This window comes from Flavobacterium sp. JAS, assembly GCF_020991455.1.
Classification (GTDB): Bacteria; Bacteroidota; Bacteroidia; order Flavobacteriales; family Flavobacteriaceae; genus Flavobacterium.
Map to the genome: position 1 here is coordinate 119,444 of NZ_JAJMOX010000004.1, position 14,021 is coordinate 133,464.

Annotated in this window: 12 protein-coding genes; 6 read left to right on the forward strand and 6 right to left on the reverse strand. The window is 35.5% G+C overall.

All coding sequences use genetic code 11. The annotated features are described in order from the left end of the window. Positions 1–25 precede the first annotated feature (25 nt). From LPB88_RS06470 to LPB88_RS06490, 5 genes are all read right to left on the reverse strand, one after another. Positions 26–4,522 (reverse strand): type IX secretion system membrane protein PorP/SprF, encoded by a 4,497-nt coding sequence (locus LPB88_RS06470; protein ID WP_230713753.1) that lies wholly within the window; start codon positions 4,520–4,522, stop codon positions 26–28. Position 4,523: 1 nt separating this feature from the next. Continuing rightward, the gene (gene sprC, locus LPB88_RS06475) at positions 4,524–5,981 is read right to left on the reverse strand and encodes a gliding motility protein SprC (protein ID WP_230713755.1); all 1,458 of its coding nucleotides are present in this window, start codon (positions 5,979–5,981) and stop codon (positions 4,524–4,526) included. Further along, positions 5,978–6,391, reverse strand: a complete 414-nt coding sequence (locus LPB88_RS06480; RefSeq protein WP_230713757.1) for a hypothetical protein — start codon at positions 6,389–6,391, stop codon at positions 5,978–5,980. Before LPB88_RS06480 ends, sprC begins: the two co-directional genes overlap by 4 nt. 104 nt (positions 6,392–6,495) lie before the next feature. After that, on the reverse strand, positions 6,496–7,788 hold the full coding sequence (locus LPB88_RS06485) for a hypothetical protein (RefSeq protein WP_230713759.1): 1,293 nt from the start codon (positions 7,786–7,788) through the stop codon (positions 6,496–6,498). A 195-nt stretch (positions 7,789–7,983) separates the two neighbouring features. Further along, a complete protein-coding gene (locus tag LPB88_RS06490; protein ID WP_089354557.1) occupies positions 7,984–8,436 on the reverse strand; it encodes a hypothetical protein in 453 nt (150 codons plus the stop codon). A 434-nt stretch (positions 8,437–8,870) separates the two neighbouring features. Here LPB88_RS06490 and LPB88_RS06495 point away from each other — a divergent pair, with 434 nt between their 5' ends. The 4 genes from LPB88_RS06495 (at position 8,871) to recA (ending at position 12,218) form a co-directional block, all read left to right on the forward strand. Then, positions 8,871–10,019, forward strand: coding sequence for a DNA polymerase III subunit delta' (locus LPB88_RS06495; protein ID WP_230713760.1), 1,149 nt, complete (start codon positions 8,871–8,873; stop codon positions 10,017–10,019). Between the two features lie 7 nt (positions 10,020–10,026). Beyond that, positions 10,027–10,410, forward strand: coding sequence for a DoxX family protein (locus LPB88_RS06500; protein WP_230713782.1), 384 nt, complete (start codon positions 10,027–10,029; stop codon positions 10,408–10,410). A 115-nt stretch (positions 10,411–10,525) separates the two neighbouring features. Continuing rightward, on the forward strand, positions 10,526–11,035 hold the full coding sequence (locus LPB88_RS06505) for an acyl-CoA thioesterase (RefSeq protein ID WP_230713784.1): 510 nt from the start codon (positions 10,526–10,528) through the stop codon (positions 11,033–11,035). Positions 11,036–11,210: 175 nt separating this feature from the next. Then, a complete protein-coding gene (gene recA / locus LPB88_RS06510; protein ID WP_230714301.1) occupies positions 11,211–12,218 on the forward strand; it encodes a recombinase RecA in 1,008 nt (335 codons plus the stop codon). Positions 12,219–12,778: 560 nt separating this feature from the next. Here the strand turns inward: recA and LPB88_RS06515 are convergent. Beyond that, a complete protein-coding gene (locus tag LPB88_RS06515; RefSeq protein ID WP_230713786.1) occupies positions 12,779–13,534 on the reverse strand; it encodes a 1-acyl-sn-glycerol-3-phosphate acyltransferase in 756 nt (251 codons plus the stop codon). Positions 13,535–13,665: 131 nt separating this feature from the next. On the opposite strand from LPB88_RS06515, the gene LPB88_RS23835 reads away from it, so the two are divergent. After that, a complete protein-coding gene (locus LPB88_RS23835; RefSeq protein ID WP_370635822.1) occupies positions 13,666–13,785 on the forward strand; it encodes a GxxExxY protein in 120 nt (39 codons plus the stop codon). Further along, positions 13,769–13,945 carry a GxxExxY protein gene (locus tag LPB88_RS23840; protein ID WP_370635820.1) on the forward strand — a complete coding sequence of 59 codons (177 nt, stop codon included), beginning with the start codon at positions 13,769–13,771 and terminating at the stop codon, positions 13,943–13,945. The genes LPB88_RS23835 and LPB88_RS23840 overlap by 17 nt, the downstream gene beginning before the upstream one ends. Positions 13,946–14,021: the final 76 nt, after the last annotated feature.

Here is a 14,021-nt window from a genome sequence, read left to right on the forward strand (position 1 = left end):
GGCTAAACTTTAAAATCTAATTAAATTAATTCTCGACTTTTACGATAGCCATTTTCCCATTATATGGCTTGGTTCCTTTTGCTTCTAATGCTTTAGTTGCTTCAGATAAACCATCATATTTCTCGTAATAGATATAGTATTTACTAGTTGTTACATTATAAAAGAAATTTACATCTGAACGTCCCGCTGCCACCGCTTTGGTCAGAAATTCATCTCGTTTTTCAGCACTGCTGTGAACCGCAATAATTAAATAATACCCATTTTCAGAATTTTTAATATTCTTGATAATCTGCATATTTGATTGGTCTTCACCAAAATCAAAATCATTTGCAGTTAATGGTGTCGTACTTAATTTCGTTGTTTCTTTAATACGTTTAAGAGCTGCTAGGTCCTGCGCATATCTTCCCTGATCATTTTCGTAAGCCGCACGTTTAATTCTACGTTTTTTCTCAATTTCAGTTTCTGCTTTAATACGCTCTAAATCCGCCAGTAAAGCTGCACTATCTTGTTCTGCTTTTATTTGTGCTGCTTTTAATTGGTTTATTTTTTCTAAATAAGCTCTGTTTAAAGCATCACTTTTATTTGGTACTTTTTTAAGTCTTTCGTTATATAAATTAGTCAACTTGTCAATCTCTGCTTTTTGAATTCTGTTTGCATCAGCAAGCTGGCTTTTCAATGCTTCTAACTGACTGTTTTCTGCAGCAACACTTTTAAATGGTTTAGGCTCTTTATAAATTCCTTTATCACTTAAGTCGTTTTCTTCTCTCAAGTCGTTCAGGTCTTTTTGTTTGTTAGCCACTGTTGCATTAAACTGTGCTAATATATCACTTTGCGCTTTGCTTGAATTTTCTATAGATAGCGCCAGATTATCGATTGCTTTCGCTGTCTCATCTTTAGGAGCTGAAGCAGCGTTTGCAGCAGCAGCATCGGCAGCTAGCTTAGCTTTTAATTCTGCTTCTTCAGCTAGTTTAGCTTGTAAAGCTTCAGCATCGGCTTTTGCTTTTGCATCGGCAGCTAATTTTATTTGTAATGCTTCTGCATCGGCTTTCGCTTTTTCTTCAGCAGCTTGTCTTGTTCTAATAGCATCTTCTTCCGCTTTTGCTTTGGCGTCAGTAGCTTGTTTTGCTTTTAATGCATCTGCGTCAGCTTTAGCTTTGGCATCAGCAGCTAATTTTGCTTGTAATGCTTCTGCATCTGTTTTTGTTTTAGCATCTGCAGCTAATTTCGCCTGACGTGCTTCTTCAGCTAATTGTAATTCTTTTGCTTCTGCATCCGCTTTTGCTTTGGCAGTAGCTTCTGCGTCGGCTTTTACTTTTGCATCAGCAAGTAATTTCGCTTGTAATGCTATCATATCAGCTTTTGCTTTAGCATCTGCTGCCAGTTTAGCTTGTTCGGCTTCGGCATCCGCTTTCGCTTTTGCATCGGCAGCTAATTTTGCCTGACGTGCTTCTTCTTCAACTTTTGCTTTTTCTTCAGCAGCTTGTCTTGCTTGAAGTGCTTCTGCATCCGCTTTTGCTTTGGCATCGGCAGCTAATTTTGCTTGAAGTGCTTCTCCATCGGCTTTGGCTTTTGCATCGGCAGCTAGTTTAGCCTGTAAAGCGTCAGCATCAGCTTTGGCTTTTGCATCTGCAGCTAACTTCGCCTGAAGTACTACTTCATCAGCTTTCGCTTTTGCATCTGCAACTTGTTTTGCTTTAAGAGCTTCTGCATCGGCTTTAGCTTTGGCATCGGCAGCTAATTTTGCCTGACGCGCTTCTTCAGCTAATTGTAATTCTTTAGCTTCAGTATCAGCTTTAGCTTTTGCCGTTGCTTCTGCATCGGCTTTTACTCTAGCGTCAGCTATTAATTTTGCTTGTAAAGCTTCCATATCTGCTTTAGCTTTTGCATCGGCAGCTAGTTTAGCTTGTAAAGCGTCAGCATCAGCTTTGGCCTTAGCGTCAGCAGCTAATTTTGCTTGTAATGCTTCTGCATCAGCTTTGGCTTTTGCATCGGCCGCTAATTTTGCCTGTAATGCTTCTGTATCGGCTTTAGCTTTTGCATCTGCAGCTAATTTCGCCTGTAATGCTTCTGCATCAGCTTTGGCTTTCGCATCGGCAGCTAATTTCGCTTGTAAGGCTTCTTCGTCAGCTTTAACTTTTGCATCTGCAGCTTGTTTTGCTTTAAGAGCTTCTGCATCAGCTTTGGCTTTAGCGTCGGCAACTAATTTCGCCTGTAATGCTTCTGCATCGGCTTTGGCTTTTGCATCTGCAGCTTGTTTTGCTTTAAGAGCTTCTGCATCAGCTTTAGCTTTTGCATCGGCAACTAATTTTGCTTGCAATGCTTCTGCATCTGCTTTAGCTTTAGCATCCGCAACTAACTTAGCTTGTAATGCTTCTGCATCAGCTTTGGCTTTTGCGTCTGCAGCTAATTTAGCTTGTAAAGCGTCAGCATCACCTTTTGCTTTAGCATCAGCAGCCAATTTAATTTTTAACGCTTCTGCATCGGCTTTAGCTTTGGCATCTGCAGCAATTCTTGCTTGTCTGGCTTCTGCATCAGCTTGAGCTTTTGCATCTGCAGCTAGTTTCTCTTTTAAGGCAGCATCTTCAGCAGCTTTTGCTTTTGCAGCAGCAGCAATTTTTGCCTTATTTGCTGCATCTATACTAACTTTTGTTTTTGCAGCTTCTGCAGCTTTTATTTTTGCTTCTGCAGCTAATCTTGCCTGAAGTGCATCTGAATCAGCCTTAGCTTTTGCATCTGCAGCTAAAATTGATTGTAAGTCTGCAGCTTCGGCTTTCGCTTTTGCATCAGCTTTACGTTTCGCTTCAGCAGCATCTGCCTTTGCTTTTGCATCAGCAGCCAATTTAACTTTTAGAGCCTCAGCATCGGCTTTGGCTTTATTATCTGCTTCTAATTTTTTAGCTACAGCTTCGGCATCAGCCTTAGCTTTTTCAGCATTCAATTGTTCTTGCGTTTTCTGTGGTGCAGCAGCTTTTGCTTTTGCAATATTTTCGGCGTCTGCTTTAGATTTATCCGCGGCCAACTTAGCTTTTAAGGCTTCAGCATCGGCTTTAGCTTTGTCAGCAGCAAGTTGCGCTTGTGTCTTTTGTGCTACTGAACTAGCTGCTGCTGGTTTATTTGCAATTGCTTGTGCTCTCGCAGCTGCAGCGGCATCAACTTTCGCTTTATTATCTGCGGCTAATTGAATTCTGCGTGCTTCAGCATCGGCTCTTGCTTTATCAGCTGTCAATTGTGCCTGTGTTTTTTGTTCCGCGCCAATTGCTCTGTTTGTCGTTGCTGTCTGTGTTCTTGCTGCGGCTGCGGCATCGGCTTTAGCTTTGGCATCAGCAGCTAATTTTATTTTAATAGCTTCAGCATCTGCTTTAGCTTTATTATCGGCTTCTAATTTTGCTTTTGCTGCAGCTTCGGCATCAGCCTTCACTTTCTCTGCAGCCGCAAGTCTTGCTTGTTTTGCTTCAGCATCGGCTTGAGCTTTTGCTTCGGCAGCTAGTCTTGCTGTTTCGGCACCGCTAACTCTTGTAACCGGCGCGCTTGTAGGTTTTGCCATTACAGGTTTAGATTTAGCCGGATCTATAAGCGAACCTTCTTCATCATCTCCATAATAGTAGTTTTTGTTTTTGAATTTATATGCAATGGCAAATTCGTGAGAACCACCAAGGTTTGAGAAATTACCCATTCCTCTTTCATAATTATATTCAATTGCGATACTAGGCGAAATATTAACTCCTAATCCGGCTGAAACTCCATATAATGTATTGTATCCGGCTTGCGCCCAAACTCCTTGCGGAAGTGTAATCATGGCAAGTCCTGAAAGAACCGTTTTATCTTTTTTTACCTCAGTTTTTATGATACCCGAAAATTTACTTCTGTCAAAAAAACCGTAACTGTCAATGTATCCTGTGTACATTGCGTGCAATTCTATTGCTCTTTCCGGATCGTCTTTTACGATACCTGATCCGAAATTGTAAAGAATTAAGTTGTTGATCGATAATCCAAAATCAAGAAATGCTGTACCATAATTAATCCCCGGATTAACTGTAAGTAACATATTTGATGGATAATCTCCGTTTAGAATATTTGGGTCATCTGAAATTATTTTTCCTTGATCCAGTCCGCTTTTATAAAAACCAACATTCAAACCAAAAGTAAGGTTGCTGTCTTCCTGTAAAACGATATTATGAGCAAAGTTTCCAATTCCTCCAAACACAGTCATTAAACCATAATTCTGTTGAAAAAGACCAAAAGCAAATGCTTCGTTCTCTTTAAAACGTCCCGAATAATTGACTAAATAGGTTTGTGGTGCATTCTCAAATTGCACCCATTGTCTTTTATTATAAAAACTAGCATAGGCATTTGTTTCGCGAACAAAGCTAAATGCAGGGTTGATTAAGTATCTATTAAACTTTAAAGAATTTCTTATAGGTAACGAAAACGAAACAACTCCATTCTCAGAATTAGCTTCTTGGGAATAGAGTGAATTTGAAAAACCGTAAAATAAAGTTATGAATAGTAAAATTTTCTTCATATTATTTTATCACAGTTATTGATCCTTTTTTTTCACCTGTGTCGGATTGAATGACATAGTAATATACTGGATTTACATTTTTAAAATCGATTCCTGTTTGAGGCCAATCACCTTGGTAATTAGTCGCATCAAGAACCTTATCGCCATTTGAACTTATGATAATAACTTTTGTATTAGCATTTTTATAGATATCCGGAATATTCCAATAAGGATTAAGACCGCTTAATTTTAAAATATTAGGAATTACACTTGTAACTAATGCGGTTGAATAACTAACTTTAAAAGCAAATTCTTTGGTAGTTATACATCCTCCTGCCTGCGAAATTATCACTTTGTAATCTCCAATAGTCGCCACCAGGTAAGTACCGCTAGTAGCACCATCAATAAGATTACCATTTAAATACCATTCGTATTTTGGGGTTGCAGCATCTGTCGTAATAGATACGTTTAACGTTTCGCCTTCTACAATTTTATTATTCTCCGCAACATCTATACTAGCGTTAAAACCATTGCTTTTAAGATCAATACTTCCTGTAGCAACACATCCACCAAAATCAACGTCTACGCTAAATTTACCTGATTCTTTTGTACTATAAGTACGATTAGTAGCTCCGGCAATAACAGCTCCGTCTTTTTTCCATTGATACTTGTTACCAGAAGTTGCTGTTAAAACAGTGCCGTCACCAGTTGCACAAAACGGATTTCCTAAACTTGAGTCTATAGTAACCGACGAACCTGATGCTGCTGAACTAACAGTAACACGATTTGAATAAGACTCAGAAGTACATGTTCCGTAATTGGTCTCTACATAATAAACCCCCTCTGTGCTAACACTATAACTTGGTCCTGTAGCTCCTGCCATAAGAGTTGGAGGTGTAGAAACACCATTGTCTTTGTACCAGTTATAGGTCAAAAATGTATACTTAAGAGGAGAATCGTTTGGAGGGGTTGTTGAGTCTCCATCGATAGTCAACAAAATGCTTCCTCCGGCACAAAAAGTTGCCGTTCCGTTAAAGTTGTTTATTGTGTATTGTCTGTCGTGGGCTTTGTAATAAATTGGGAATGCATTTTTTAGACCAAACGAAACAAACTTAGCACTAGAAAATCCGGTAGTTGAAACTCTAAGGCTATAAGTATCTGATCCCGCAAGATTAGAGGGAACATTAAATTTTATCGTTTTTTGATTGACTGCAGGATCTGAAACAGCTATTGTATTTGCGGTCACAATAGTTGTAAAATTGTTCGTAGAAAGCTCTACTACAAATACAGTTCCTGCTGGAAAACCAGAATAAGTAAACGTTGCGTTATACTCCGTAGTAGCGTCTGCACAAATCCTGTCAAACGATAAAACCTGTGGATTTATAGCTTTAGTCTGCGCATAGCTGTTCATTTCAGTACATAAAAAAATACTAAAAAAAAGGATAATACGGAATGCTGATTGCGTAATTTTTTGAATCATATAGTGCGAGTTCGGGCTAAATCTATACGCTCAAAAAACAAGATATCGATGAATGTCTCTGAAAAGTCATACTTATAATTCTCGATAATATCTTTTGCAAGAGCTGAGTAAGTATAAGTAAAAGATGAATTTTCGTTACAATTTGATGACTGATTATTCGTCTCAGTTGCCACAGCAGAGCCATCCTTGGGGATGGATAGCCCTACTATAAACTGATTAGAATTATCTAATTTGCCGATGTTATCAGCTATGTCATTCTTTTGGTTGCATGAACTAGACGTTGTCGATTTGCAGTTAGAATCAATAGAACTTGTAGGTTTTTCTATTGTACTTTGTGCATATAGACTTAACGTAATAGGTGAAACCAAAAATATTATATATATAAAATATTTTTTTTTAGATAGTGCCATTATGTTTTGATCTTTATTTGGGTCCGGGACGAGACGAATACATAAATTGTGTCTGGGGACTTTATTAATAAAATTTACGCCTTGAAATAAAAATCGAAGTCTATTTATCTGTTTCCGCTAGATGCTGTGATTTTTCCTAATTGTAGTCTGAAATCAGGCTTTTTAGGGTTAAAAATATCAATGAATGTCTCTTTGTTATCACTTTGTGAATAAACATTAAAGAACACACTGTTTCCGTACCAGTTTTCTAAATCTTCGTTGTTAGAATTGTACTCTGTAAAGATGTTTCCATTACATAGGTTAAAGTACATTTCTTCAAATTTGATTTTCTTAAGGTTGGCATCATTAATCTCTGTTTTACTGTCTAATAAAACCGCAGGATTAAATCCGGAAATTACGCTTCTTTTCATTTCAAGTGAAGCACTTTCAGCCACATAAACAGCCTCTTTTACTAAACCTGATTGAATATCAGCTTTGATATTATCACTATCATTAAGCATAGTAATATTTGTTGCAACAACTAAAGTTTGTTTTTTAGTAAAATCAGTTTCATTTTTCTTTTCGAATGATTTTACTTCCATGCAACGAGAACCGTCTTTATTACTAGATAAGTAAGAAGATCTAACGGCTAATGAGTTATATAAACGACATTGAACACCTTGTGTAAATTTGTAATCGTCGTTGATTGATTTATAAGAAACTAATTTAGTAGCATTTACATCTCCTCCAAAAAAGGCAAATGAATCACCACCAGAGTAGCTAACCATAATGTTTTCCATTATTGTTTTAGATCCAACACCTGCAATGGTTAAACCATTGAAAGTATCAACACCTTTAACTTTTTTTCCAGCAAATTCGATTCTAACAAATCTCAAAACTCCCGAGTTTCCTGCAACATTATCACCACCATAAGTAGTAAGTGTAGGGTCAAGATCTAAGTTGTAAGAACCAACATTTCCAAATTTATTGATTGGCGCATCACCAAGAATCACAACTCCACCCCAGTCTCCAGCTTTTTTCTGGCTGCGGTTTGAAGTAAATACAATTGGGTCAGTCTCTAATCCGTCTGCAATAAGTTGCGCACCTTTTGTAACTACCAATGTTCCTTTTGTTTCGAAATCACCAATAATTAAAGTTCCTGGCTCAATTGTTAAAACAGCATTGTTAGTAACATAAACATTGCCTTGTAAAACATAAATATTCCTCTTCAGCAATTTAGTATTAACAGAAATGTTTCCTGCTAAAATTTGGTTTGCTTCTCCATACTCTACTTTGTTAGGCTTAAATTCAGTCCAATTGTTCAACCAATTGTTGTAGCCCATAATTCCTTTCTCTTGTTGAGCACTCATAGCAGTAACTGTCAAAAGAACGCAGATCATTTGAGTAATTTTTTTCATGATAGGTATTATTTGGGGTTAATAATAAATTTGGGTATGCGTATGCGTAAATGAAAAAACTCCTCTCGAATTTTCTGAAATAAATCAGAACACTTCGAGAACGAGTTGTTTTTTATCTCTTCTTCAAAATGGGCAGAAAATTTCAATTTTCTACATAAACATCTTCAAAAAGGTTTTAAAAAATATTTTTAAATATTACATTTCATTCAGTTCGTTGAACTCGTGTAATGATTTCAATGTACTTTCGTAAAATAAAATTGCTGCAATCAAATTTCCTTTATCAGAATACGGCATCATCTTTCTTTGAAATTCTACCGTCGTATCCAAAAAAGTTGTTGTACCAACAGCCTGAGCGTCCAGAACTTTTTTGTGTTCACTATCGTCCGGAATACCTAAATCGGCCATTGTAACACCAGGTTTAGTAACCAATGCAATGTAAGGGAGAGTTTTAACTAATACTTTAATACGCTCGATGTATAATTCCAACAATTCTCCTTTTTGCATACCACTTAATTCTTTTTGATCATGGTATTTTCTGATAAGAGCTGTCGTACTAATAATACTTCTCGGAGCATTTTTTGCCTGCGCTGAAATAGCACCGGTTGTCAAGAAAAAAAGTGCACTTAATAAAATAATTTTCCCTTTCATAGATTCTTATTTATAATTGGTTGTTGATGAAAACAAAAATATATAAATTAACTTAAATTGCAACTTTATTGATTTCTTTTTTCAAAAAAAAAGCTTAAAAAAACCTTAAAAAAGAACCTTATGTCGAGAAAATGTGCGTTTTAACGGGCTTTTTGTTAAAGTTGTCTAAATTAAAACGGTAAGAGAATAATTACTAAAAATAACAAAATATATAAATTAATAACCAAAAAAAGCTTACGTTAGTCGTTTTATTCAAAAAACTATTAACAAAAAACTCTTAATATCTCCTCAAATTCATCTCTTTATTAACAAAAGTTGGTTAAGAAACTGCAAAAAAATACACTCAAATCATCAATAACGTCAGAAATGAAAAGTGATGTGCAAACTTTTGATCGAAAATTTTTGCCTACATCATTTTCTTCTATCTTTGCTTCATGCAATTTTCTCAAATTTTAGGTCAAGATTACATCAAAAGTCACTTGATAAAAAGTGCATCTTCCGGACGAATTCCGCATGCTCAATTATTCATTGGGCCAGAAGGAAGTGGCACATTATCAACAGCAATTGCCTATGCGCAATATATTTTATGTAATAATACAGGAAATGAAAACTCAAACGGAAACGATTCCTGCAATTTGAAGTTTCAAAACATCTCACATCCTGACTTGCATTTTATATACCCAACAGTAACAACCGAGGATGTAAAAACAAAACCAAAAAGTCTGGACTTTATTCAGGACTGGAGAACCTTCATTCACGAAATGCCTTACGGAGGTCTATTTGACTGGTATAAAATGCTGGGCGTTCAAAACAAACAAGGAGAAATTCGTGTCGAAGATGCTCAGGAAGTTTTAAAATCGCTTTCACTAAAATCTTACGAAGGCGGCTACAAAATCATGATTATCTGGATGGCCGATAAAATGAATATCGCGGCATCAAACAAACTTTTAAAATTACTCGAGGAACCATCAGATAAAACGATTTTTATTCTGATTTCTGAAAACGAAGAAGATATTATACAAACCATACGTTCTCGTTGCCAGGTAATTCACTTTAACGGTTTACCCGAAAAAGTAATTGCCGAAGCTTTAATTTCAAAAGAAAATATCGACGAAAAAACAGCTTTTAAAATTGCACATCAGGCACAGGGAAATTTTAACAAAGCCTTACATTTATTAAAAGAAGATGACTCAGAATATCCTTTTGAACAATGGTTTGTCAATTGGGTACGTGCCGCTTTTAGAGCCAAAGGAAATGCCGCTGCCATTCAGGATTTAATTTCCTGGAGTGAAGAAATTGCAGCTTTGGGCCGCGAAAGCCAAAAAAAGTTTATTCAGTTTTGCATCGAAATGTTCCGTCAGGCACTTTTACTCAACTATCAGGCACCAACTTTAGTTTACATTGAACCTAAGGTTGATAAATTTAAATTAGAAAATTTTGCTCCGTTCGTAAATGGAAACAACATTCACGAAATTTTTAAAGAACTTTCAGATGCCATGTATCACATTGAAAGAAACGGAAATGCAAAAATAATCCTAACCGATTTATCTATAAAATTGACTCGTTTAATTCATAAAAAATAGTTTACAAATGAATAATGTTGCCTCTATTTTAATCTTAGCTTTTTTAGCTTTAACGTTCTTGCAATCAGGATACGAAAAAATATTTTATTGGAAAGATAATGTTGAATGGCTTAAAGGTCATTTTTCCAAAACAATTCTTAAAAACCAAGTGCCGCTTGCTTTACTTCATCTTTTAATTTTAGAATTACTTTCCGGAATTTTATGTGTTGTTGGTGCCATACAATTATTGACTGACAGCGGTCGTGAATTTGGTTTTTATGGGGCTATTTTCTCTTGCATTTGTCTGTTAATGATGCTTTTCGGGCAACGATTAGCCAAAGACTATGATGGCGCAAGAACCATTGTTATCTATTTTATACCAGCTGTAATGGCTGTTTATTGGTTGAATTAGTCAGCCTTAATTTTTAAAAAGAAAGCCACAGATTTCACAGATTCACACAGATTTTTTCCTAATCATTTTAATCTGTAAAATCTCCGGCAAAAAATAAAATTTTACATTGAAAAAAATGAATCCAAAACACCCTTCAGAATCCCTGACAATCTTAACCGATTTAGTTTTACCGAGCGAAACAAATCCTTTAAACAATCTTTTTGGTGGCGAATTATTAGCCCGAATGGATCGTGCAGCAAGTATTGCCGCTCGTAGACATTCACGCCGAATTGTGGTGACAGCATCTGTAAATCACGTTGCTTTCAACAGAGCAATTTCTCTAGGAAGTGTGGTAACTGTAGAAGCAAAAGTTTCAAGATCTTTCAAGAGTTCGATGGAAGTTTTCATCGATGTTTGGGTAGAAGATCGCGAATCAGGAAACAGAACTAAAGCTAACGAAGCCATATATACATTTGTTGCCGTAGATGACACCGGAAGACCGGTTGAAGTACCAGCAATTGTACCACAAACTGATCTCGAAATTCAACGTTTTGATGCTGCTTTGCGTCGTAAACAATTGAGTTTATTGCTTGCCGGAAAAATAAAACCGGAAGAAGCAACAGAACTAAAGGCTTTGTTTTTATAGTATAATTTTGTGAAAATTTGATACAATTTGGAACAATCAAACTTCAAAAAAAGAACTAATTTTACAAATTATAAGCCTTATACAAATCTAAATCAGTACCCTATTTAATTTCTGATTTGTTTTGAGAATGAAAGAAAAAGAAAAAATTTAGATGAAAGAAAAAGAAAAAAAAGAGATGAGTTCAGAAAAAGAAGCCAAATTAAAAGCGCTACAACTTACGCTTGACAAACTAGATAAGACTTACGGAAAAGGAACCGTAATGAAAATGGGCGACAAAGCCATTGTAGAAGTTGAAACTATTTCTTCAGGTTCTCTTGGTGTTGATTTAGCCCTTGGAGTAAATGGTTACCCAAAAGGTAGAATCATTGAAATTTACGGGCCGGAATCTTCTGGAAAGACTACTTTAACATTACACGCAATTGCTGAAGCTCAAAAAGCGGGCGGAATTGCTGCTTTTATAGATGCTGAACACGCTTTTGATAGAAATTATGCTGAAAAATTAGGCGTAGATATCGAAAACCTGATCATCTCTCAACCAGATAACGGAGAACAAGCATTAGAAATTGCTGAGAACCTGATTCGTTCAGGAGCAATTGATATTGTTGTAATTGACTCTGTTGCTGCCTTGACTCCAAAAAGTGAAATCGAAGGTGAAATGGGAGATTCTAAAATGGGTCTTCATGCACGTTTGATGTCTCAGGCTTTAAGAAAATTAACGGGAACTATTAGCAAAACAAACTGTACTGTTTTCTTCATCAACCAGTTAAGAGAGAAAATTGGAGTTATGTTTGGTAACCCTGAAACTACAACGGGTGGTAACGCATTAAAATTCTACGCTTCTGTTCGTTTAGATATTCGTCGTTCTTCTCAAATTAAAGATGGTGAGAATGTTATCGGAAACAGAACAAAAGTAAAAGTGGTTAAAAATAAAGTGGCTCCGCCTTTTAAAACTGCCGAATTCGACATTATGTACGGAGAAGGAGTTTCTAAAACCGGAGAAATTCTTGACTTAGCGGTTGAATTTGAAATCGTTAAAAAAGCAGGATCTTGGTTTAGCTATGGAGACACAAAATTAGGACAAGGTCGTGATGCTGTAAAATCTTTAATCAAAGATAATCCGGAATTAGCCGATGAATTAGAGGCAAAAATTAAAGCGCATATCAAAGAATTGGCAAGCGCTTAATACTTTATAAATCAACAAATTGTTGATGATTTTATCTCAAACCCAACAGATCAAAAACCTGTTGGGTTTTTTATTTCAAAAAAAAATAAAAAAATGACGCAACCTTTTTGCAACTCTTCCATCTATACAATTAGACACAAGATTTGATTGGTATTTGGCCATAAATACCCAGGTCGAAGGTTCTTTTTTAGAATAAATTTGGTTGGTTTGTTCCCTAAAAATCCGTTAGTTTATTTGGTGCTAACGGGTTTTTAATTTTTTTTTAAGCTTTTTTATACTTTTCACGCAACCTTTTTCATTTTTTACACTCTATAGTAATGTAACGTTAACTTGAGTTTTACTAAACTCTTTATTATCAACCGTTAAATATTTTACCATGAAAGAGAAAATAGAAGTGTTGTACAATAAAAACCGCCGAAAAACCAAACTAAAATTTAAAAAAGTATTACGTTTTATTTCAGAAAAAATAATTCATCGATAATATTTGGATATAAGACGGGGGTTTTTAATTCAAAAGAAAACCCGACAAACTTTAAAATTTGTCGGGTTTCAATTTATAATTACGATTTTAAATCTTCATTTTTAAATTCAAGTAAACCTTTATAAATCAACTGTCTTACTTTATCACGAAGCTCTTTTCTGTTTTCACTTCCAAGCCCTTCTGTTTCAACAAAAGGCAAAACCCGTACGCGCATTTTTCCGGGGCTTCCACTTAAAAAAGTATATGAGAAACGTTCTTTATTGTCTGCAAAAACAATCGGAACAATTGGAATTTGATGTTCTAATGCCAATCTAAAAGCACCGTCTTTAAACTCGTCCAATAAAATAGTTTCATCATCTGGAACTCCACCTTCAGGAAAAATACAAATACTAAGTCCTTGATTAAGTCTGTTCTGTGCTCTCTTGAAAACTTCATTCTTACTTTTAGAAGAATTTCTGTCGACCAAAATACAGGTTCTTTTATAGAAAAATCCAAACAATGGAATCTTCGAAAGTTCTTTCTTTCCAACAAAAACAAAAGGATTTCTCACAACAGCCAGCGTCAGCATAATATCAGTCATTGAAGTGTGATTTGCCACGATCATATAACTCTTATTTTTAATAAGCTTTTGTTCGCGTTCGACTTTATAATAGAAACCCATGCCAAAAAGGATGAATTTAGCCCAAATGCGGGCCATTTTAAAGAAATAGGGATAACCGCTCTCTGATATAATAGAAATCAGTAAAAACGGCAGCATAATCAATATCGGAATGGCCATTAGAACATAAAACCAAATGCGCCACAAAACCCAAAAAATAATTTTAATTCCTTTCATGGTTTCAAATGTAAGAAAACGGAAAGAAACTTTACAAAAAGAATTTAATGTGCTCAAAAAATTAACTCCTAAGATTTCTTTAACCACAGAGTTCACAAAGTATTTCGCAGAGGAAAGGAGTTTAAATTGAAATTCATAAAGCACTTGGGCCAGGTTTATTAGAAAATGCCTACCAAGAATGTTTATATTACAAAATCATGCAACGCGGACTTATTGTAGAAAAAAGAAAAATCGATGCCATTAATTTTTGAAGAAGTGAAACTGGACTGTGGTTATCGAATAGATTTACTAGTCGAAAATAAATTTATAATCGAAATCAAAAGTGTTGAATCTCTAAGTACAATACATTTAGCCCAAACACTAACCTATTTAAAACTTGGAAATTATAAACTAGGCTTATTAATTAATTAATTTCAATGAAACTCTCTTAAAAAACGGAGTAAGAAGAGTAATTAATGATATCTAAGATCATATATTTTCTTTGTGA